Source organism: Streptomyces fodineus (assembly GCF_001735805.1).
Taxonomy (GTDB): domain Bacteria; phylum Actinomycetota; class Actinomycetes; order Streptomycetales; family Streptomycetaceae; genus Streptomyces; species Streptomyces fodineus.
Genome location: NZ_CP017248.1, coordinates 8,331,747 through 8,352,473 on the forward strand (window position 1 = coordinate 8,331,747; position 20,727 = coordinate 8,352,473).

Sequence of the window (20,727 nt, forward strand, 5' to 3'; positions counted from 1 at the left end):
CTTGCAGGTGCATGGCGCAATGGCCAGTTCGTTACGGGCGGGGTGGACTTACAGGGTTGTGTAGGCCCTGAGCAAGACGCGCGTAGGTAGCGCCGATGGCGCGCCACCGTGTGGCGGGATCGAGTGGGCTGCGCGGTGCGGGGGCGGTCGCGGCATGTTCGGCTGTGGCCAAGGCCTGGCCGGGCCCGGCTTCCGGGTCGTACAGCCGGGCGGATCGGCCTGCGGTCATTTCCCGGATGGCCGGCAGGTCGGGGGCGATGACGGGAGTGCCGCAGGCGAGCGCAGTGCCGACCGAGCTGGGATGGAGCATCTGGGCGAAGAAGCCCCACGGCCCATCAACCCTGTACGGGCACAACGCGGTGCCGGCTGCCCGGTACAGCACGTGGGCATGCCACGGCGGCACGCGCTGCGGGTACAAGTGGACGCGCCCGCCACTGGCGGCGGCCTGGCGGGTGAGTACATCTGTGAGGCCGGGCTCGCGGCTGGGGCCAGCGAGGAACAGATGGGCTCGGCTGGTCGCATGGCTGAAGGCGTCCACGGTGGCGGGCAGGTCCTTGTAGGCGGTGACATTGCCGAGCACGAGCACCGCGAACGGCACCGCGGCCATATGCCTGGCCAGGGCTTCGACCGGCACGGGAGCAGGCCCCGGGGCGGGGGTGGGCGCTGCCCATCCCGCCACGGTAACGGGCGCGCGGGTCAGGGTGCCCAGGTGCGCGGCGTCTGCGTGGGTGTGGGTTACGACAGCGTCGGCCAGGGCAAGCACGCCGTTGGCCGCATACCGGTCTGCCGCGCCGGCTGGCTGGCCGTCGATCGGCAGCAGGTTGTGCACCGTCCACACGATCTTCCAGCTGGCCGCGCGCAGGGCCTCCAGGTGCTTGAGCATGGCCTCGGCGGCCATCTGGGTCCGCTGCCCATCCGGCTCCTGGTACAGCCGCTTGAGGCGGTGCAGGTTGACCACCCCGGGTGGACCGGGGCGTTCGGCGAGCGCGTCGAGGCCAGCGGTGAACTCCAACTGCAGAGCGGGCGGGGCATGCCGCTCCAGTTCCGCGAAGTATGGGCTGGGCCACGCTGGATAGTCGCTGATCACTACCCATGGCGCGAGCCCCGCCTTGGTGCGCGCCGTCATGAGCTCGCTTCCAGGTGCGCGGCGTTCCGCCACCTCCACCACGCGGCGTGCTCGTGGTACCGGGCCAGGGCGGCAGCCCGGGTGCGGTCGACGCCGGTCCACTCCACCGCGACCTCGATGCGCTGCCCGGCCGCGATGCGGCGGATTGCGTGATCTGCCACGACGGCATGGCTCGGGTCGCTCAGCCCGGGGCCGGGATCGGACAGGTGCAGCACCTCGATCCACGGCCCGAGCTGTTCCAGCCGTTCGGCCGCGCGGTCGTCTCCCGGATCCGCGAGGGCCTGGGCGAACTGCGCGGAGTCGGCGAGCAGCCGCAGGCGCGGCTGCTGCTGAAGAAGGCGCACCAGCGCCGCATGAGGGCGTGAGGTCAGCCACTGTGGGGCATGGAGCTCGATCAGCAGCGGCACCGCCAGCACGTGACCATCGAGCGGCCCGCTGCAGTCCCCGGCGAGGGTCGTGTGGAGAGGGCGCCGGGCCAGCAGGCGCAGCCACGCAGCGCCCAAGACGCGAGCGGCGTCGGCCAGGCGGCATACCTCCTCGCGCGCCTGGCGGCGTACCGCCGGATCGGCGCTGAGCAGGTCGGCCAGATCGGTGTCGGCGGTGACGCCGGTGACTGGGACCGTGCACGCGCTCGCCTCACGCCAGCGGGCCAGAGTCGTCGCATCCTGCGCCGCGAGGTCGCAGCCCCGCCTACCGCCGCGCAGGTGTATGAACGGAATGCGGTGACGTGCTGCCCAGGACAGCAGGGCGGGGACCTCCAGTCCCCGCACGGAGATGCTGTACAGCCCCACCGGGGCGGGGGCGATCACGCGGCCCACTCGAACAGCACGACGGGCTCGGCCGGGCGGCCCGGCTGGTCGAGCAGCTCGAAGATCCGAGGTGCGAGATGGCCGGGCACCCGTCGGCACCACGACGCGATGAGCTCCGGATCCAGGTGTTCGGTGAGCCAGGATACGGCGTCGGTGTAGGTCTGTTGGTAGGCGCCGGCGGGGGCTGGGGCCAGCTCGTGCATACCGATGATGGTCCAGCCACCACGGTGCGCCGCCAGCGCGGGAAGGGCAGCGTTCTCGTCCGGAGTCCCGAGGATCCCAAGGGTGCCGCCCGCCGCGACCAGGCCGGCCGCCCGGCCAGGCTGGCCGGTGGCGTCGAAGACCAGGGTGGCACTGGCGGGCTCAACATCGGTCACGCACGTCACCCCGGGCGCCCGACCGATCGGCGCGTACCGGCGCGCGGTGAGGACCCGTATCCGCTCCGCGCCGTAGCGGCGCAGCGCCAGTACACAGCCCAGGGCAACGGGACCGGACCCCACCACGACCGCATCCTGCACGATGGTGGCCGCGGGCAGACGGTTAAGGCCCACGGCGGCCATCAGCTGAAAGCGGCCCACCGCCGACACGGGCAGGGAGGCCCTGCGGGGGACGACGAGCGCGCCGATCGTACTCGGGGCGAAGGCGGCGCCGTGCGGTGCCGGGGCGAGTACCCAGCCCTCGGGGGCCTCACCCAGGGACATATACCCGGCATCTCGGGCCGGACCGTGCACGGTGGCAGCCATCTGCCGTCGCTCCGTGCCCGGGCTGAGCACACTGAGCCGCCCGGCCAGCATGCCCTCGGGCACCGCACCGGCGGCCTGCAGATGTGCCGCCCCAGTGGCGAAGCGCACCCGCGCGCCGCCGTAGGAAAGGGTGGACTCAGTCATCAAGCGACTCCAGGTAGGCGGGCAGCTCGGTGAAGTGCCCGATGACACCGACCGGCGCGGGCAGGCCCTCGGGGCGGGGCCCGGAGGCGATCAGGACAGCCCGCATGCCGTGCTCATACGGTCCGATCGCGTCCTTGGCCGGGGTGTCCCCAACGAACACGATCTCCTCGGCCGGGCAGCCGGCCCTCTCAACGACCGTGTCGTAGAAGCGGGGATGGGGTTTGCGGAATCCAAGGACGCTGGAGAGCACCAGCGCATCGAAGCAGTCCTCGATACCGGCGGCGCGCAGGGTGCGCCGCCGTACGCTCTCGGGCCGCTGAGTGTTGCAGGACAACACGCACACCAGTCCGCTCGCATGAAGCCGGCGCAGCGTCTCGGCGGATCGGGCGTCGACGAAGGCATCGGGCACCGCAGTGAACACCGCCTCGGTGGCTGCCTGTGGATCCGGGATCACCGCCGCGCACGCGCGGGCGGCACGCGCCAGTTGCTCGGCGAAGGGACTCTGGATATCACTGGCGCGGTCCTCCTGCCGGACCTCGCGGGCAGCGTCCTCGAACGCGGCCGCGAAGCCCTCGGGGACCGAGGTGTTCTCCAGATCCTTGAGCGCCTGGGAGACCGTGGCCCCGTCGGGACTCGGCCCGGGCCGGGCCAGGGTGCCACCGAAGTCCACCGCCAGCGCACGTACCGTCACCACGTTGCTCCTTTCACCGAACCGGATGTGAATTCCTCGATGCACGAGGCGATGCGCTGCGGGGTACCGCGCGCCGCATGGAGCGGCAGCCGGGCCGCCAAGGCCTGAACGAGGGCGATACGTCGCCGGGCTGCCGCCGCATCCTCCACCAGGCGCAGCACCATGGGGGAGGTCTCCAGGATCCGGTCCAGCAGGTGCGTACTGGCACGCAGCCACGCCGTGGCCGCGGTGTGGGTGTCCTCCGTGTACAGACCAACTCGCGCGGAGGGATCACCGTCGACGGCGACGAGGACAGCCGCCAGAACCCGCCCACCCGCCGGGTCCGTTGCGTCGTTCCAGCGGCTGCGCAGATCGATCCGGTCGGCATCTGACGGATCGAGGCGCAGTTGGGGAAACCAGCGGGCCACCGCACTGGAGCGGGCCATGAAGGCGCTCGTCCCGCCGCGTACCGCGGGCGCCGGGTGGACATCGAGCAAGGCGACGTCGCCGGCTGCGGGCCGCCAACCGCGTTCGGCCAATGCGATCGCCACCAGGGTCTTGCCTGCCCCATGCCCGCCCAGGAGAACCACTGTGCCGTCCCCGTCGGGACGACACAGGACGACAGCGTGCGCGCAGAGCGTGTCGCTGCCGAGGTGCAGCCGGTGCAGGTGGGCGTTGATCAGCCGGCGGGCGTCGCCCGGGCTCACCCCGTTCTCCAAGGCCAAGTCCGCATGGACGCCCGTGTCGAGGAGCGTGAGTTCGCCCGACCTAGCCCCCGGAACGTGCGGGGCAAGACGCGGCCACGACGCGGCGAACCCATCGTCTGCTGCCAGCCGCAGTATGCGGCCCCCGCTGCGCAGAGCGAACACCTGCGGTTCCCGGTCGCGGTGCATCACGTTCCCACCGCCACACCGGGTACAAGACCAATCAGTGCGTCCCAGACCGGCGCAGTCGGCACCATCGTCGGGTCACCCACGCGCAGCAGCGCACCAGGCACCTCGGACAGCTCACGCGCCACGTCGTCGGCATCCGCGGACCCACTCGTGCGCGGTCCGCCTGTCAGCCCCAGCAGATCGCTGGTGAATAGGCGTTGGGCCGGCACGTCCAGCGCCTCCGCAGCGGCGGAGGCGAGGGCGTCCCGATCCAGGGGTACGGCGCGCACGGCCGGAGCCTGAGGAGCGTCAGTCCGGGCGATGACGACCACCATGCCCAGCGGCAGGGGCGGCGAGTAGGTGACGCCGAGGGCGGTGCGGTGTTCGGCTGGGGTCAGTCGCAGACGGCGCCGCACCTGCCCGTCCACCACTCCGTCGAGCAGCGTCCCTACCGCGCGGGGAACCGGTAGATCGACGGGAAGGCAGACCCGGGTCGGCCACCCCACTACGGTGCCGTCGGGGCCCAGCAGAACCAGGTCATCCGCGAGAAAGGCGGCACCCAACTCCGTGCAGGCCCGGTGGGCGAGTGTGGACTTGCCACCGCGCTGACCGGCCAGGAACAGCAGCGCCCGGCCGTCGATGGCGACAGCGGATGCGTGAAGCATGCGCCAGCCTGCCTGAAGCAGGCGGGAGGCGAAGAACACCTTCGCTAGCCAGTCGCACCAGCGGACAGCGCGAGTGTCCCCGGCTGGCAGGACGAGCTGCGTCCTGCGCGCGCACGCGTCCACCTCGATGACGGCCGTAGCCCAGTCCGGGCGGTAGCGGCCGCTCACTCGCAGGCGCCCGCCCTGGTTGTCCAGCACAGTCAACCGCGGACCGCCCCGCGGCAAGACCAGCTCCGGCCGGTCGGCTGCCGTCTCTTCGCTGCCTCCCGGACGGGGGTCTTCACCAATCCACACTGACCAGTCAGGCTCTACCGCGAGGTTCATCACCTCGCACGCTGGCACCAGCACCGATGTCACACGCTCAAGTAACGCCCCGGTCGGGGCGCTCAAGTGCAGCCGGTAGCCGGCCAGCCGCAACTCTGTCTCCGCACGCACGGATTGATCCAGACGTGTCATGCTGCTCCCTCCTCCCACGTCCCTTCTGTTTTGCATCGGTATCGGCACGCTCTTCCTCTCCGGTCTCCGCAGGGTCTGGTGAGCTCCGCGAGGGCGAGCGGTCCGGTGCCGCCGCTGCCACGAGCGGGCGACGCTGGGCTCGGCAACTGGGACTTCCGGCAGCTGCCGTGGGGCACCGTGAGCGTGCTCGGCACGGCACCGACCGGGGCCTAACCTGCTACGGGTGTCGAGGCTTCGCACATCACGTTGGTGATATTGCCGGGGTGATCCAGAGATGGCGAGAACCGCTTGACGGCGCGCTCTTGTGTGTCTTGGCCAGTGGCAAGGGGCACTGACTCGCCCCGAAGGCGGCACGCTAATCAGTCATCCGCGCATGCCGTGCTCCTCGTCGGGCCCACCCTTCATCGAGTTCTGCATTCGGAGCATGGGGCCGGTGAGTTCCACCGGTGTGTCGAGGCCTGCAAGTAGCTCGACGATCTTGTCTATGTTGGTCAGCCGTCGCGCGCCTGACTCCAGCATGGACAGGAATGCCTGACTCAACCCTGTCAGCTCAGCCATGTCGCTCTGCCGTAAGCTGCAAGCAACGCGGACCAGTTGACACAATCTGCCGAAGTCACGGGCGAACAGTGCTTCCTGAACGTCGGGACTGGACCACACTTCGCTGGCCACGCGGGCCACGGGACCAGGCTGGCGTTGCGTCCTTCGCGCGCAACTGCTGCAGTATCGTTCCTCGTTGTACCGGCTGAGAATGCACTGGCAGTGCCGACACCGGCGGGCGTGGTGCCCTAGGCCCGCATCTACGGCGGGGACGGGCGTTGACTGCTCATGGTCGCCGGGGTAGGCGTGCCAGTGATTCCGCAGAGGCTCAATGCCCTCGACGGTCGAGCATGCGGCCTGAAGTATGGAACCTCGCCCGATGGAAGTGCCGACCAGTGAATTGCCCGCCGGGCGTGTGGTGATCGGGGGCAGACCCGTTGGCACGGAGGTTCTGGTCGCCGGATAGCGCATGGCGAGGCTCCATCAGTAGATCGGTGATCTTGTGCGGAACCGAGCACGCTGAGTTGGGTTTCTGAGATGCGACGAAGCTCCGAGCTCGACTGCGCACCGGCCTGGCGAATCAGTGAAGCCATCTGGCGAGCAGGTAGGAACGTTTCTAGGGGGTTTCTCTCGGCGCTGAAGGGCTCTCATGCGCACGTCAGGCTGGGTAATCTCGCCGTCGTCGAACGGGGACGACCGGAGGCGTGACGTGACTGGTGAGTCATTAGCAATGCACCCGCTGACCTTCGTCCGTCAGTCGAAGGGCTGGGGGAAGGCCGAGCTCGCCCGGCTCATGCAGGTACGAGGCAAACAACTCCGCATCCCGCTGGCGACCAATCGCACGACCGTATGGAAGTGGGAACAGGGCCAGGAGCCGGACCTCGACGCCCAGCGCGTCCTCGCCGACTTGCTTCAGGTTTCGTACGAACAGGTTCGAGTGGAGGGATGGCCGCGATGGCTCCCCGTGTGGGAAGTCACTGGACTCACTGCGCCCTGGACCGAGGCCGGCACCGTCGAGGCCCTGGCTGATCTGGTTGGGAGTGGCCGTATGGACCGTCGGGGATTTCTCACCATCACCGGCGCCGCGCTGACGGGTCTTGCAGCGAGTTGGGCTGAGGCTCCCTACGCCTTTGCCTCCGCGCTCAACGGGGACCGAGTCACGGACACTATGGTCTCGACGATCGAACAGCGCATCAGCACACTCCGGACGCTCGACGACCAACTCGGGGGCGCCCGACTCCTGGAGCAGGCACGCGGCGATCTGGCTCTGATCACCAGTCTCCTGAACGTCGGCCGGTACACAGACGAGATCCGCGTCCGCCTGCACGCCCTGGCGGCCAGAGTGGCTCACCTGACCGGCTGGATGGCCTACGACGCTGGGCTGAGATCTGCGGGACAGCGGTACTACGTTGGGGCCCTACGGGGTGCCCGTACCGCGGGGGACGACGCCTTCGGCGCCTTCGTCCTGGCGGAGATGGGAGTTCACGTCTCCGAGGCCGGACGTACCGCGGAACGCGTGGATCTCATCTCGACCGCCATCGACAACGCTCCTCGAACGCTGACGCCCTACACACAGTCCTTCCTCTACCTGCACAAGGCCGAAGCACTGTCCCGGCACGGTGATCACCAGAGGGCCGGCACGGCGCTGAACCGCGCCGCTGCCCTCTGGGAGCGCGACACTGTGGAGGAAAACCCGGACTGGCTCGACTGGTTCGGCGAGGCGCAACTGAAGTCGACCGAGGGCAAGGTCCTGCTGCGCGCGGGCCAGGTGGAACGCGCAACGAGTTCGCTGGCGACCTCCGTCAAGAAGGCCGCCCCACGGGACAAAGCGGTGCGGTCCAGCCGCCTGGCTGAGGCCCGCCTCGCCGGTAATGACCTGGACGGGGCGCTTGACGCCGCGAATTACGGTGCCGAACTCCTCGAAGACAAGGTCAGCTCCGTACGAGCTCTGGACCGCCTGAAGGAATTCTCCGAGCAGCTCGAACCGTACAAATCCGTCTCAGCCGTCCGCGAGTTCCGAGAGCGCCTTCGGGCGCTGTCCGCCGCGTCTTGATAGGCACCGCCCTGCGCGAAACAATGAGCCCACCCTCCTCGCGGCATGCGGCCAGAGTGCCAGGATGGGCGGCATGACGACGATCCACGGTGAGGTAGCGGCCGGGTTCGAACCGGTGCGAGAGGCGTTCGCGGCGAACTTCGACCTGCACGCGGACATCGGCGCGGCGCTCTGCGTTTACCACGACGGTCGGCCGGTAGTGGACCTGTGGGGTGGACTCACGGACCCCAACGCTGGTCGTCCATGGACTCGGGACACCCTGCAACTGGTCTACTCAGCGACCAAAGGCGCAACCGCGACCGCAGTGCACCTGCTGGCCCAGCGCGGCGAGTTGCACGTCGACGCACCGGTGGCCAAGTACTGGCCGGAGTTCGCCGCGAACGGCAAGGCGGACATCCCGGTGCGCTGGCTGCTGTCTCACCGGGCCGGCCTGGTTGCACTTGATCAACCTGTTCCGTTGGCCGAGGCGTTGAAGTGGGAGCCGATGGTGACCGCGCTGGCCTCTCAGCGACCTCAGTGGACTCCGGGCACCGCGCACGGATATCACGGTCGGACCTGGGGCTGGCTCGTGGGCGAGGTGATCCGTCGAGTGTCCGGCCGCACGCCAGGCCGATTCTTCGCTGACGAGATCGCCGCCCCTCTGGGGCTGGACTTCTTCATCGGATTGCCGGTGAGTGAACGCGGCCGGGTCAGCCGGATGGTGTACAAGCAACCCGAGGTCGACTTCACAACGCTGCCTCCCGAGTCGATCCCCTCGGAACTCCGTGACTTGGTTGCTTCCTGGCGCGACCCGAACTCGCTCTCCAACCGGGCCTTCGCCGTCACCAACCCGCCCGAGATCGACTTCAACTCGCCAGAGGTGCAGGCTGCCGAGCTCCCGGCCTCCAACGGCATCGGCACCGCCCGCGGAATCGCGCGCATGTACGCCGCGCTGATTGGCGAGGTCGACGGCATACGCCTGTTCACGCCGGAAACCCTCGGATCCGCGACCAAAGAACAGGCCAGCGGGGCGGACCAGGTGATGGTGGTCCCGAGCCGGTTCAGTTCCGGATTCATGCTGCCCACCGAGACCACCCCGATGACCGGACCGAACTCCTTCGGCCACACCGGTCGAGGCGGCTCGCTCGGCTTCGCCGACCCGGAGCACGGCATCGCCTTCGGCTACGTGATGAACCACATCATTGGCGGCCCCGACGATATGCGTGCGGCGTCGCTGACCGAAGCAGTGCGACGGTCACTGAAGTAGTGAGGCAAGCGCCCCGGGCTAAGGTCGTCTAAACCCAGGAGCACGACGGCCCGCGAGACGCTGGCTCGCGTCGGCACGAGGTCTTCCGTGACGTCTGGTCCCGCCTCCTCGCACGCGCGGTGGAACATGAACACCAAGTGATCAGTCGACGAGCTTTGCCAGAGCCGCGTCGATCCGGGCCAGGGTGCGGTCCTTGCCGAGGACCTCCAGAGACTCGAAGAGGGGCAGGCCGACCGTGCGGCCCGTGACGGCGACACGCACGGGGGCTTGGGCCTTGCCCAGCTTCAGGCCGTGCTCGTCGCCGGCGGCCAGGACCGCTTCCTTCAGGGACACGGGGCTGGTCCAGTCGGCCGTTTCCAGATTGGCGCGGGCCGTGGTCAGGAGGGCGGCCGGGTCGCCCTTCATCGCCTTGTCCCAGGAGGCCTCGTCCTCCACCGGCTCCTTCAGGAACAGGAAGTCGACGTTGGCCGTGATGTCTGACAGGACGGCTACGCGAGTCTGGGCGTGAGGGGCGATCGCCTCCCATGCGGCCTGGTCGAAGTCCTCGGGTGCCCAGCTGGCATATGGGGCACGCAGCCACGGCTCGCAGATCTCGACGAATCTCTCCACCGGCAGGGCACGGATGTACTCGCCGTTGAACGCGGACAGCTTCTTGATGTCGAAGAAGGCCGGCGAGGTGTTCACGTCCTCGACGCTGAACTTCTGCTCCAGCTCCTCGTACGGACGCAGTTCGACGTCGTCGCCAGGGCCCCAGCCGAGCAGCATCAGGTAGTTCGTCATCGCCTCCGGCAGATAGCCCTCCGCGAGGTAGTCCTCAAGAGCGACCTTGTCCCGGCGCTTGGACAGCTTCTGCCGCTTCTCGTTCACGATCACCGGCAGGTGCGCCCACACCGGAGAGTTCGTGTCGAGCGCCTCCCACAGCAGTTGCTGCTTGGGCGTGTTCGACAGGTGCTCGTCGCCACGGACGACCAGGGTGATCCCCTCGTCGAGGTCGTCGACCACGTTGGCGATCAGGAAGACCGGGGAGCCGTCGCCGCGAGCGATGACGAAGTCCTCGATCGCCGAGTTCGGGAAGGACGGCTCACCTCGGATCAGGTCCACGACGACCGTCTCGCCCTCGGCAGGCGTACGGAACCGCAGCGCCCGCCCCTCGACGTACTCGAGACCTCGGTCCCTGCAGAAACCGTCGTAGCCGAGGTGCTGCGAACCGGTCCGCTCCTGCACCTGCTCACGTGTGCAGTCGCAGTAATAGGCCCGGCCCTGCGCATAGAGTTGTTGGGCAGCCTCGCTGTGACGGTCGGCGTTCTGCGACTGGAAGTACGGACCCTCGATAGTGGGATCGTCCTTGGAGATCCCGATGGACGCGAGCGCGCTGATGATGCCGTCGATCCACTCGGGCCTGTTGCGTGCCGCGTCGGTGTCCTCGATACGCAGGACGAACTTGCCCCCGGACTGTCGTGCGACGGCCCAGTTGTAGAGAGCCGACCGGGCCCCACCAACATGGAACATTCCGGTCGGAGACGGGGCGAAACGTACGCGTGTGGAGGCATCAGGCATACAGGCAGCCTACCGATTTCCCACAGGTACTTGGGTCAGTACGGACGATCACATTCTTCATCTCTACCGAAGATCTTGCGCTGCCGTCTGAATGGGGGCAAGGCGTTGTCTGCGATCAGGACGGTGTGCACTTCCTGTTCGACGGCTCGGAGACGTCCATTGCGTTGTGCCACCACGCAAGTAATTACCCAGAGCATCGAGCGTTGGCAGGGGATGGGCGTGTAGTCCATGACGCCTACTGGACTCGTGGGTGTAGCCGGACAAAGTGTCCGGCCGCTTCTAGGTCCGAGAGTGGATGTTGAACATGGCACCGCAGCCCGAATCGCTGCCCGTTCTCGCGGCTTGCTCGGCCGCTACCGTGAATGACAGACCAAAGTGGGGGAGGCGTCGCGCATGCGTGGTCTTGGTGATCACCTCAGCATTGGAGAGCGGATCGCGTTCTACCGCGAGCGCCGGGGCTACACGCAACCCGTCCTCGCCGGCCTCGTCGGACACAGCACCGACTGGCTGTCGAAGATCGAGCGAGGTGTACGAAAGCCGCCGAGAATCGACAAGCTCGCTGAACTCGCTCGCGTGCTGCGGGTCCCGCTCGGCGACTTGATGGGGCAGCCCGTCCTCTTGGAGGACGAGGAACGGCACATGGACGACGTGCCAGCAGTCCGCGATGCGTTGATGAGCCCTCGACGGCTCTCCAAGCTGCTGTTCGGTCCCGCCGCCGAGCGGCAGTTGCCGAGGCCTGCGCAAGCGCAGGCCTTCGTCGAGCGTAGCTGGGCCGACTACCAGGCCGGCGTTCTCGGCGACGTCATCGCCGCCCTGCCCGGACTACTGAGGACAGCGCAGGATCTGGAAGACCTTCCACCTGGCGATCAGCGGCGACGCGGCCTCGTCGTCTCGGCCCGTACGCATCACCTGGCGGCAACCACCCTCGCCAAGGTCGGCGAGTCCGACTTGTCGTGGCTCGCGGCCGAGCGCGCCATGCGGGCCGCCGACGCATCCGAGGACCCGCTGTCGCTCGTCTCCGCCGCCCGATCCGGTACGCATGCACTGCTGGCCAACGGGCGATACGAGGACGCCCTCGAACTGGGCGACACCGCCGCGGCCTGGCTCGCACCTCAGGTTCGCGACGACGACCCGGCCGCCTTGAGCCTGCTGGGCATGATTCATCTGCGAGCCGCTGTAGCCGCTGCACGGCACCAGGATCGACACACCGCCAAGACCCTGTTGGAGAAGGCCACGCGGCTAGCCGACCGACTTGGTTCCGACGAGAACCACTGGCAGACGTGCTTTGGTCCGACGAACGTCGAACTGCACCGCCTGTCGATCGAGCTCGACCTGGAGAACATCCCGTACGTCGTCGAACATGGCGGCATCGACGTATCCCACATGCCGGCGGAACGCGCCGTGTCTCATCGCATCGACTACGCCCGCGGCCTCTGCCTCAAGGGCCGCGTCGACGAGTCCTTCCGGGAACTACGGGAGGCCGAACGCACCTCGCCCCAACTCGTGCGGAACAATCCACGTGTACGCGAGACCCTTCGCGACCTGAGGAAGCAGTCCCCGGTCACGGGCGGCAGCCACTCGTCCGAGCTGCTGGCCATGGCCCAGCGATGCAGGGCGGTGCAGTGAGTTCAATGCAGGGCAAGGTGCTGGGGGTCGTCGGATCGAGCGCCGGCGGGATCGAGGAACTGCGTACAGGGCTAGTGGTCCCGGCGCTCGAACGAGGCTGGACGGTTGCGATCACGCTCACACCGACGGCAGGCCAGTGGCTCCGCGCGAGCGGGGAGACGCCGGAGCTTGAGAGGCTGACCGGCCTTCCCGTACGGTCCGAATCACGTCTGCCGGGCGACTCCCGGCCGCATCCGCCTGTGGACTGCTACGTCGTGGCCCCGGCTAGTGCCAACACAGTCGCCAAGCTCGCCCTGGGGATCTCGGACAACCAAGCGTTGACGCAGGTCAACGAAGCCATCGGCACACTGGACCTACCGGTAGTCGTCTGGCCCCGGGTGAACGCCGCGCACGCCCGCCACCCAGCATGGAAAGGGCACATTACAGCTCTTCATGATTCAGGGGTGCGGTTGATCTACGGAGACCAGGTATGGCCGCTCGCCGAGCCGCGGGCTGGGATGCCGGGGCGTCGGTACCCATGGGAAGCCGTACTAGAGGAGGCCAACACGGCAGTCTCCTGACGCTGGTCAATACCCTGAGAGCTACCAGGAATTGGGCCCGGACAGTCTGTCCGGGTCCTCCACCCTGACTGGCGCGAGTCTGAGGGCATCACCGGCTAACGGAGGGACTTGATGCGCGATCAGGGATTGGACGCGGCGCTCACCGGCGCAACGACTCGGGGCGACGTAGCCACGAGTTACCCGAACGCACGGACGGATGCGATAGCTGGCGACGACTACTCATCTCGACTCTCGTCTGATGCCGCCCCAACACCGTCGGGCACGGACTGCATCACCCTTAGCGCCACAGGAAGCACCCCCACGCCAACCAGCCGCACCCGGGTCTGCAGCCTCTGCCGATGCCGCCTGAGTAGGTACAACAGGGAAGACGTCTGTTCCGGCTGCGCTCGCAGCTGGACAGTCGTACCTCCTCCGCGCCCCTTCGTTCCACCCCAAGTATGGGCTCGCCAGGACGTCAGAGATGCCCTGTTAGACAAGGACTTCGGCCTCCTGTGCCAACTCGTGCGAGAGTACGGCCACCTTCGTCAGGAGGACATCGCCCTCCTCACAGGCCTGAGTCAGGCCTTTTTATCGATGCTGGAAGCTGGGCAACGGCGTCTCACCAACATCGACCGGATCATCGTGCTCCTGGACGGCTTAAACGCACCCCTCGACATCACAGGGCCGATGCTCCGCCCCGGGTGAACCGGACGAACGAATCGACGTGCGACTGGTGGGGTCCAGCCGCCGGGACAAAACACTCTTTAACGCGTGCCATGGTCAACACCTTGACTGTTGAAGATCCCGGCGCCGTTCTTTTGCGCGGCCTGGTGCGCGGCGAGCTCGACACGCAGCCGCGTTGCTTCGGCGGGCGCGGCGTCGTGTTCGGTGGCGGTCTGCTCGGCGAGCTTGGCCGGGTCGTGCTCGCCGGTGGCGCCGAGTCAAGCGCGCTGCGTAGGGCGGTGAGAAGCTCATTGCGCTCCGCTGTGGCCTGCTGCGCGGCTTGATCGACGAGCGGATCCTTGGTGGCCGGTGCTGGGGCGGACCCCGGGGCGTGGCCAGCAGTGTGCTGGTGCCCGGGTCGGCGCCGCCGACTGCCGGGGGGCGTGGGTTCAGACATGCGTGATCGGCCCTCCGAAGCGTGGCTGACGGGCAGTTGAAAGTGGGCACTCGCGGCGGATTTGGGCGCGCCTTGAGATCATGGCATAACCAACTCGCGGTGCGAGTCGGCCAGAAGTGCCCAGCCGGTCGGTTAGGAGAGTGGTTTGTCCACAGATTCGAGTGCCCCTACGACAAGCACCCCGGATGACAGCCAGTTGGCCGCCGACCCTGCTGCCGGGGAGTCTGGAGAGACCACCCCATCGAACGATCCGGCTACCCCGGACAAGCCTTGGTGGGTTCAACAGCTGGTGATTCCAGCGGCCTTGATCCTGATCGGGACCGCCATCCCTTCGATATGGGGGTGGGTCGGTGATGCAATGTCCGACCCCCCGGGCTTGAAGATCGCTTCACTCGGCCCCGATGGATGCGTTCCCAGGTACTCCGAATCGAACTTGTCCGAATTGAAGGCGAACCCCTCGCAGGTCGGCACGGGGGTACCTGTCCTGACCAATGGACCCGAGTACGTCGAGATGCCGATTACGTTGCAGGCTGTGACCGATCAGGCAATCGTTGTGACGGGTATGAGTCTGAATGTCACGTCGAGCGAGGCAGTGCCAACACGGGGGTCGATCATCAAGGCCACCGACTGCGGCGGCGGAGTGGATGAGCGGCTGTACGAGGTCACGCTTCCCTCGGTAGCCTCCGCTGTACAGCCCCGCATCGTGGGTACGGGAGCCAACGGAGTCGGCTTCCCGTACAAGGTGACGTCGGGCGACCCTGAGCAGTTGACCGTGCGCCTGAACCCGGTCGACCGGGACATACGGTTTTCCGTCACGGTTACATGGGTCTCGGACGGCGAGATCAATACCTCGAAGCTGGACAATGACGGCCACGGTTACCGAGTCATGGGGGCCGGGAACCTGCCTCAATACGCTGAGAAGGACCTGCACTACTGAACGCTTCTCATCCTGCCGTTCGCGGGGGCTAGAGGCTGGTGGTCGGGGTTCGTAACATGGCAGGGCTCCTGGTCGTTTCGCTGGTGATCTCACTCGCCAACGTCTCGACAAAGGATCCCAGTTGGTCCCGTATCGAGCATGCTCGACGTCCCACAGGAGGTCGTTGAGCACGTTTCCTGGCTCATCTCGCCCGAAGGTGTGAGCTGAACTCTCGCTGGCCAAGCTGGGCTGCTTCCTGCAGGCCCTGCTCGTCCTGGTCCACCTACGCAAGAACGAGACCCTGGCCCAGGTCGCGACAGGGTTCGGGGTCTCCACCGCCACCGCCGGCCGGTACGTGACGGAGACGGTCGGGATCCCCGCCGAACACGCTCCGAGCACGGTAACTCCTCAGCCCGCCTGAAGCTCTGCCCCGATGCGCTCCGTCTCGGTCCTGGCGAGCTCCACACGGGGATCGCCCGGATACGCATGAGGGCCGAGGATCTTCGTGCAATAGAACAGCGACATGAGCTTGCCATCACGGCATTCCAGGTCCTGGCCGCGCTCACGCCGTACGCGTTCCGCCAGTTCTGGGAAGGCGAGCGAGTTCCCCCACAGCCATGCCGCGTCCAGGCCGCGGGGCGCCATCCCCCAGTCCTCCCAGTCGAACAAGCAGAATTGCGGCGCGGTCACGTTCGCCCAGTTCAGGTCGGCGTGCGCTGGCGTCCACTCCCTGATCGCCGTGTCCGAGACATCGGGGAACGTCTCGCTGATCGCCGAGGTGACGCCCACCTGAGTGATCGCGACGGTGTCCGGTGTGGCCACACGCGTCGTCTGCTGGGCAGCGAGGGCATCCAGCGAGAGGTTCAGTGCCTCCCACCACTCATCGGACAACGTCAACACCGCGTCCGGGCCCACCGGCGCTCCCGGAAGCAGTTGGGTCTCGTCAGCACGCCACATCGCCCCGCCCGCCGTGTCGCTCCACGACACCGCCTGTAGCCACGCCGGCTTCGCGACACCGTCCAGGACCGCGGCGCACTCTGTTCCGTTCCAGCTCTGCCCCCTGGCTTTTTCCAGTGGGCGCCGTTCAATCCGAACCCACGTGTTCCGGTCTGTACGTCCACCAACCGTCCGGCGCTTCCGTACCACCGTCTCCGGACCCACACGCACGCCGAGTGCGCGCTCGACGCGTTTGAGGACCTCGTCAACCGGTTCAACGCGCAAGTCGATAGAGACGATCGTGGGCGATGAGGCGGTCATACGACTCCTTGAGCTGAGGTATCGCGACGCTAGCAAGAACCCATCCCTACGCAGGGTCAAGTCCCGCACGGATCACACCGTCTCGTGAAGAAGGTATCCAGCAGATCCCGGCAGCAATATCACGCACGTGATGTGCGAAGCGCCCTACGTCGATGCAGAGTTGAGAAAACAGAGGTGCCGCAGACGGAAAGACAACACCTCGCGACCTACGAGCGACGGCGCGCGACCGGCCCTCGTTGCGGCCGCCCGATGAGCCGGCCCTGTCCTTCGGCTTCCCCCGTAGCGGGAGGACAGGGCATCATCACGGCACCTGCTGCAGCGAACCGGGACTTGGCCTACTCGGTATGGAGTCACTCATCCGATCAGTGGTGATCCCCTGAATGGCCACCTTCCGGAACCGCTGGACCTCTTGCGTCTCGGTGCTCCTGTACCTCGGGAATGGCACCGTTGGCACGTCTCTGGGGTCCCCTCGGACGATTGAGGTGCGCCGGTCAGTGCGCGAAGAGAGAGAACTTCTCCGTGATCGTCTCGCGGTCCGCGTCTTGTGCCAGCAGCCCATGGAGTAGGAGGCGTGCCTGGTAGGGGCCAAGATTGCCAGCCGGGATGAGCCCACGGCTGATCAGATCCTTCTCGGACCCAGGAAAGCCGTACGTCCTGGTCAAGACAGGGCCATTCCCGATGCGCGACGAGAGAACCACGGGGATCCTCGCGGCGAGCCGTTCGAGGCTCTCGACGAGTCGCTGAGGAACGTGACCGACGCCAAAGGCAGCGACGACGAGCCCGTCACATCGGCCGTCCCATGCCGCGAGCAGTTCTCCATCGTCGCCGAGACTGACCGTGTACAAACCCACGCGGACCTCACGCCTTCGCGACTGCGCCAAGGGGCCATAGCGGTGGGGTAGCGCAGCGGTCAGCTGTACGCTGTCCTCGGCGATCCGGCCGATGGGCCCTGCGCCGGGTGACGTGAAGGCAGCGGGGCTGGTGGTGTGGGACTTGCGGACGTGACGTGCCGCGTGAATCTCGTCATTCAAGACGACCAGGGCACCGGCGCCACGCAGCCGCGGGTCGGCTGCGGCGAGGACAGCCGCGTACAGGTTGGCGGGTCCGTCGGGACTGGCCATGGTGGGATTGCGCATGGCGCCGGTGACGATGATCGGCTGCTCGTGGCCGTGATGAAGATCAAGGAAGAACGCGGTCTCCTCGATGGTGTCGGTGCCCTGTGTGATCACCACACCGTCGACGTCGCCGCCAGCGAGGGTCTTGTCGACCGCCACGCCAAGTTCGGTGAGGTCGTCGAAGGTCAGCGAGGCACCGGGCACACGGCGGAAGTCGTGCACGCGCAACTCGAGTCCGTGGCCATCCAAGCCTGGCACGGCCGCGAGGAGGTCGTGGGCGGAGAGGGCCGGCACGACCCCGCCGGCCGCAGTATCGGTGGTCATGGCGATGGTGCCGCCGAGAGAGTAGACAGCAACCGTTCTCGTCGCGCCCATCCTCGCCCTCCAGCTTCTGACCAATCTCAGCCTGGATGAATCTCGTCCCTCGGTGATCGCTCTATGCAGGCTATCGGGTTACCCCTGAGGACGTCAGCCTCAGCCTGAACTGCGGTGAAGCGGCAAACCGTCGATCGCGTCATCGTGATCGCGACCTGGTCTTTGCGCCGCTACGGAGCCAGCCGGTTCGGGCCACGGAACAGGAACGTGGCCTCGCGGATCGAGTCAAGCCCGAGCAACACCATCAGCACCCGACTCAGGCCCATGCCCAGGCCTCCGTGGGGCGGGCAGCCGTACCGAAAGACGTTCAGGTAGTCCTGCATCGGTTCAGGCCTCAGACCCTTCGCCGCAGCCTGCTTCACAAGTACGTCGTAGCGGTGCTCACGCTGCGCGCCGGTCGTAACCTCCAGCCCCTGCCACAGCAGGTCGAAGCTGAGCGTCACAGCCGGGTTGTCCGCCGGCCGCATGTGGTAGAACGGCCGGACACTCGTCGGGTAATGGGTGACGAACACCCATGCATGGCCCATGTGCTCCCTGAGAAGCGCGCCGATTCCGCGCTCGCCCTCGGGGTCCAGGTCCTCCTTCACACCCTGCGGGTCCCAGCCCTTCGCCCGCAGCAGCTCCTGAGCCACCGCCATCGTGATCCGTGGGAACGGCACCGTCGGCACTCTCACCTCAACGCCGAACGCATCCCGGATTGCCTCCCCGTGCGCGTCGGCGACTCGGGAGATAGCGTGCGCGAGCATGCGCTCCTCGAACGCCATGACGTCCTCGACCCCGTCGATCCACGCCAGCTCCACGTCCACGCCGGTGAACTCGGTGGCGTGCCGGGAGGTGAACGACGGCTCGGCGCGGAACACCGGGCCGACCTCGAAGACGCGGTCGATGCCGGCCGCGATCGCCATCTGCTTGAAGAACTGCGGCGACTGCGCCAGGTAGGCGGAGCGGCCGAAGTAGCCGAGTTCGAACACCTCCGCGCCGGACTCCGAGGCTGTGCCCATCAGCTTCGGCGTGTGCATCTCGGTGCAGCCCTGCCCGTAGGCGTACTCGCGCATTCCCTGCTCCAGCGTTGTCTGCACGGCGAAGAGCGACTGCGCGGCCGGGCGGCGCCGGATGTCCAGGAACCTCCAGTCCAAGCGGTGTTCCAGGCCGGTCTGTTCGTCGATCGGCAGCGGTGTCTCGGCCCGGTTCAGGATCTCGACTCGCTCGGGGATGATCTCCAGGCTATGGAGCTTGACGATCGGGTTCTCGGCGACACGGCCGGTGATCCGCACCGCGGACTCCGGCGTGAGCTGCTGCAGGGCGGCCTCGATGTCGTCGCCTGCGCCGCCGCGCCGATGGGTGACCTGCACCATGCCGGTGTGGTCACGTACGACCACGAGCTGCACCTTACTCAGCAGTCGGAGAGTATGAGCCCAGCCCGCCACGGAAACGGTCCGGCCCACGTGCTCACGCAGCTCGGACACCAGTACACGATCGGTCGTGTGGATCATCGCAGCCCTCCAGGGCATCATGGTGATCCCTTGGGGGCGCGGGCGAGAAGGGGACTCGCGGTTCCACCACGCCTTCACTGCCGCCCCACAGCGGCAGCCTCGTTCGTGGCCGGTAACGAGGCCAGCCGGCGGGGCATTGGACCATGGGCCGTTTCTCCCCGCACTCGGGAGGGTCTTCGCCGTGGGGCGCGAGGCTGCCTTCCCAGCTGCCGGCAGCTCTCTCGGCTCGCGTGATCCCGGGCTACTCGTCTCCGTCATCGCGTTGCCACGGACGATAGCGAGCCAGCACACCGAGAGACAGCGAATTTCTCTTCGGAGGCCCAGCCCTACGAGGCTCGGCCGGCGCATGGACGCAAACGGGTCCACGCGACAACTCCGTGGCGCTGGGGAACGCAATTCCCCCATCCTGACGGCATGACCACCATCATCACTCCCCGCCTCCGGTACGACGCCACGGCGGTACGCCCAGAGTGGGAGGACCTCCCTCAGGACGTTCGCCGACTCATCGCACAACGCCTCGGGGGCGAGGTGCAGGCCGGGCCCAGTGCAGGGAGCGGATTCACCAGCGGCTTCGCCGCCGTACTCCGTGGGACGTCCGGACCTCAGTTCATCAAAGTGGTCAACAGCCTGGACAATCCTGTGGTCGCCGACTGCTACCGGCGGGAAGCCGTGATCAACCAGGCGCTCCCCGCACAGATTCCGGCACCGCACCTGCAATGGATGGAGGAGCACGACGGATGGGTCGTCCTCGGCATTGATGCTGTCGACGGCGGCCGCTTGCCCACGACGCCATGGAAACCCGACGAGCTCACGGCCACTCTCGACGCATACACGGTGATTGCCGAGGCCCTCTCCATCCCACCCGCATCACTTCAGCGCGTTGGCCTCAAGCCAGTAGGGGACGACGGTGACTTCGCCGACTGGCGCAACCTCGCCCGTGGTGCCACGCCCACGGACGTCCTCCCCTCCTGGATGCCACTCGATCTACTGGAAGTGCTGGCCAGTCTGGAAGGCCGATGGCGGGAAGCCGTCGCAGGCAATGCCGTCCTTCACCACGACCTGCGTCAGGACAACGTGCTGATCGACGCATCCGGCACGGCGTGGATCTGCGACTGGAACTGGCCCTGCCTAGGGGCAAGCTGGTTCGACCTCGTCCTGCTCCTGGCCACCGCCTACGCCGACGGCCACGATGCCACCACCCTGTTTACCCAGCACCCCACCGCCGCCGGAGTCGCTGACGAGCAACTCGATGCGGCGCTGGCCGCGCTCTCAGGGTTCTTCCTCACCTCCGGCGGACAGCCCCCAGCAGACTGGTCACCGCACATTCGCCAGCACCAGACGTGGTGTGGAGAGGTCACACTGCGATGGCTGGCCGACCGGCGTGGCTGGACATTCTGAGCTGAGGGAC

Annotated in this window: 19 protein-coding genes and 1 pseudogene; 9 read left to right on the plus strand and 11 right to left on the minus strand. The window is 67.4% G+C overall.

Translation table 11 applies throughout. From position 1 onward, the window contains the following. Nucleotides 1-31: 31 nt before the first annotated feature. From BFF78_RS36155 to BFF78_RS48610, 7 genes are all read right to left on the minus strand, one after another. Nucleotides 32-1,126, minus strand: coding sequence for a glycosyltransferase (locus BFF78_RS36155; RefSeq protein ID WP_069782301.1), 1,095 nt, complete (start codon nt 1,124-1,126; stop codon nt 32-34). Further along, on the minus strand, nt 1,123-1,935 hold the full coding sequence (locus BFF78_RS46465; protein ID WP_159033107.1) for an AP endonuclease: 813 nt from the start codon (nt 1,933-1,935) through the stop codon (nt 1,123-1,125). Before BFF78_RS46465 ends, BFF78_RS36155 begins: the two co-directional genes overlap by 4 nt. Next, nucleotides 1,932-2,822, minus strand: coding sequence for a hypothetical protein (locus BFF78_RS36165; protein ID WP_227025996.1), 891 nt, complete (start codon nt 2,820-2,822; stop codon nt 1,932-1,934). The genes BFF78_RS46465 and BFF78_RS36165 overlap by 4 nt, the downstream gene beginning before the upstream one ends. Next, nucleotides 2,815-3,516 carry an HAD family hydrolase gene (locus BFF78_RS36170; RefSeq protein ID WP_069782303.1) on the minus strand — a complete coding sequence of 234 codons (702 nt, stop codon included), beginning with the start codon at nt 3,514-3,516 and terminating at the stop codon, nt 2,815-2,817. Before BFF78_RS36170 ends, BFF78_RS36165 begins: the two co-directional genes overlap by 8 nt. Further along, nucleotides 3,510-4,388, minus strand: a complete 879-nt coding sequence (locus BFF78_RS36175) for a hypothetical protein (protein WP_227025997.1) — start codon at nt 4,386-4,388, stop codon at nt 3,510-3,512. Before BFF78_RS36175 ends, BFF78_RS36170 begins: the two co-directional genes overlap by 7 nt. Next, entirely contained in the window at nt 4,385-5,485 is a 1,101-nt protein-coding gene (locus tag BFF78_RS36180; RefSeq protein ID WP_069782304.1) for a hypothetical protein, read from the minus strand. Before BFF78_RS36180 ends, BFF78_RS36175 begins: the two co-directional genes overlap by 4 nt. A 363-nt stretch (nt 5,486-5,848) precedes the next feature. Continuing rightward, nucleotides 5,849-6,154: a helix-turn-helix domain-containing protein gene (locus BFF78_RS48610; RefSeq protein ID WP_227025998.1), complete on the minus strand. Its 306-nt coding sequence runs from the start codon at nt 6,152-6,154 to the stop codon at nt 5,849-5,851. A 598-nt stretch (nt 6,155-6,752) separates the two neighbouring features. On the opposite strand from BFF78_RS48610, the gene BFF78_RS36190 reads away from it, so the two are divergent. Both BFF78_RS36190 and BFF78_RS36195 read left to right on the plus strand, forming a co-directional pair. Continuing rightward, complete coding sequence (locus BFF78_RS36190) at nt 6,753-8,075, plus strand: helix-turn-helix domain-containing protein (protein WP_227025999.1); 1,323 nt, start codon at nt 6,753-6,755, stop codon at nt 8,073-8,075. 73 nt (nt 8,076-8,148) lie between these two features. Beyond that, a complete protein-coding gene (locus tag BFF78_RS36195) occupies nt 8,149-9,321 on the plus strand; it encodes a serine hydrolase domain-containing protein (RefSeq protein ID WP_069782306.1) in 1,173 nt (390 codons plus the stop codon). Nucleotides 9,322-9,462: 141 nt separating this feature from the next. Here the strand turns inward: BFF78_RS36195 and gltX are convergent, their stop codons facing one another. Further along, nucleotides 9,463-10,830, minus strand: a complete 1,368-nt coding sequence (gene gltX, locus BFF78_RS36200; RefSeq protein WP_069782307.1) for a glutamate--tRNA ligase — start codon at nt 10,828-10,830, stop codon at nt 9,463-9,465. A gap of 441 nt (nt 10,831-11,271) precedes the next feature. Between gltX and BFF78_RS36205 the strand changes: the two genes are divergently transcribed. From BFF78_RS36205 to BFF78_RS48620, 6 genes and pseudogenes are all read left to right on the plus strand, one after another. Further along, nucleotides 11,272-12,504 carry a helix-turn-helix domain-containing protein gene (locus tag BFF78_RS36205; RefSeq protein WP_069782308.1) on the plus strand — a complete coding sequence of 411 codons (1,233 nt, stop codon included), beginning with the start codon at nt 11,272-11,274 and terminating at the stop codon, nt 12,502-12,504. A gap of 5 nt (nt 12,505-12,509) precedes the next feature. After that, nucleotides 12,510-13,064 (plus strand): flavoprotein, encoded by a 555-nt coding sequence (locus BFF78_RS44000; protein ID WP_193433603.1) that lies wholly within the window; start codon nt 12,510-12,512, stop codon nt 13,062-13,064. A gap of 111 nt (nt 13,065-13,175) precedes the next feature. Next, on the plus strand, nt 13,176-13,748 hold the full coding sequence (locus tag BFF78_RS49440; RefSeq protein ID WP_227026000.1) for a helix-turn-helix domain-containing protein: 573 nt from the start codon (nt 13,176-13,178) through the stop codon (nt 13,746-13,748). Nucleotides 13,749-13,819: 71 nt separating this feature from the next. Then, nucleotides 13,820-14,050 (plus strand): hypothetical protein, encoded by a 231-nt coding sequence (locus BFF78_RS46470; protein ID WP_159033108.1) that lies wholly within the window; start codon nt 13,820-13,822, stop codon nt 14,048-14,050. A 546-nt stretch (nt 14,051-14,596) separates the two neighbouring features. Then, nucleotides 14,597-15,100, plus strand: coding sequence for a hypothetical protein (locus BFF78_RS36215; RefSeq protein WP_159033109.1), 504 nt, complete (start codon nt 14,597-14,599; stop codon nt 15,098-15,100). A gap of 121 nt (nt 15,101-15,221) precedes the next feature. Further along, a pseudogene (locus BFF78_RS48620) lies at nt 15,222-15,473 on the plus strand (helix-turn-helix domain-containing protein); the annotation flags it as partial. Between the two features lie 14 nt (nt 15,474-15,487). Here the strand turns inward: BFF78_RS48620 and BFF78_RS36220 are convergent. The 3 genes from BFF78_RS36220 to aspS form a co-directional block, all read right to left on the minus strand. Beyond that, nucleotides 15,488-16,336: a hypothetical protein gene (locus BFF78_RS36220; protein ID WP_079161615.1), complete on the minus strand. Its 849-nt coding sequence runs from the start codon at nt 16,334-16,336 to the stop codon at nt 15,488-15,490. Between the two features lie 491 nt (nt 16,337-16,827). Further along, entirely contained in the window at nt 16,828-17,826 is a 999-nt protein-coding gene (locus BFF78_RS36225; RefSeq protein ID WP_069782311.1) for an asparaginase, read from the minus strand. 170 nt (nt 17,827-17,996) lie between these two features. Then, complete coding sequence (aspS, locus tag BFF78_RS36230) at nt 17,997-19,319, minus strand: aspartate--tRNA(Asn) ligase (protein ID WP_069782312.1); 1,323 nt, start codon at nt 19,317-19,319, stop codon at nt 17,997-17,999. Nucleotides 19,320-19,733: 414 nt separating this feature from the next. Between aspS and BFF78_RS36235 the strand changes: the two genes are divergently transcribed. Further along, nucleotides 19,734-20,717: a phosphotransferase gene (locus BFF78_RS36235; RefSeq protein WP_069782313.1), complete on the plus strand. Its 984-nt coding sequence runs from the start codon at nt 19,734-19,736 to the stop codon at nt 20,715-20,717. Nucleotides 20,718-20,727 lie beyond the last annotated feature (10 nt).

Coding starts and splice junctions, on each gene's coding strand:
- BFF78_RS36155 (WP_069782301.1), bottom strand. CDS start 1,126: ATGACGGCGCGCACCAAGGCGGGGCTCGCGCCATGGGTAGTGATCAGC.
- BFF78_RS36165 (WP_227025996.1), bottom strand. CDS start 2,822: ATGACTGAGTCCACCCTTTCCTACGGCGGCGCGCGGGTGCGCTTCGCC.
- BFF78_RS36180 (WP_069782304.1), bottom strand. CDS start 5,485: ATGACACGTCTGGATCAATCCGTGCGTGCGGAGACAGAGTTGCGGCTG.
- BFF78_RS36190 (WP_227025999.1), top strand. CDS start 6,753: ATGCACCCGCTGACCTTCGTCCGTCAGTCGAAGGGCTGGGGGAAGGCC.
- BFF78_RS36195 (WP_069782306.1), top strand. CDS start 8,149: ATGACGACGATCCACGGTGAGGTAGCGGCCGGGTTCGAACCGGTGCGA.
- gltX (WP_069782307.1), bottom strand. CDS start 10,830: ATGTTCCATGTTGGTGGGGCCCGGTCGGCTCTCTACAACTGGGCCGTC.
- BFF78_RS36205 (WP_069782308.1), top strand. CDS start 11,272: ATGCGTGGTCTTGGTGATCACCTCAGCATTGGAGAGCGGATCGCGTTC.
- BFF78_RS44000 (WP_193433603.1), top strand. CDS start 12,510: ATGCAGGGCAAGGTGCTGGGGGTCGTCGGATCGAGCGCCGGCGGGATC.
- BFF78_RS49440 (WP_227026000.1), top strand. CDS start 13,176: ATGCGCGATCAGGGATTGGACGCGGCGCTCACCGGCGCAACGACTCGG.
- BFF78_RS46470 (WP_159033108.1), top strand. CDS start 13,820: ATGGTCAACACCTTGACTGTTGAAGATCCCGGCGCCGTTCTTTTGCGC.
- BFF78_RS36220 (WP_079161615.1), bottom strand. CDS start 16,336: ATGACCGCCTCATCGCCCACGATCGTCTCTATCGACTTGCGCGTTGAA.
- BFF78_RS36225 (WP_069782311.1), bottom strand. CDS start 17,826: ATGGGCGCGACGAGAACGGTTGCTGTCTACTCTCTCGGCGGCACCATC.
- aspS (WP_069782312.1), bottom strand. CDS start 19,319: ATGATCCACACGACCGATCGTGTACTGGTGTCCGAGCTGCGTGAGCAC.
- BFF78_RS36235 (WP_069782313.1), top strand. CDS start 19,734: ATGACCACCATCATCACTCCCCGCCTCCGGTACGACGCCACGGCGGTA.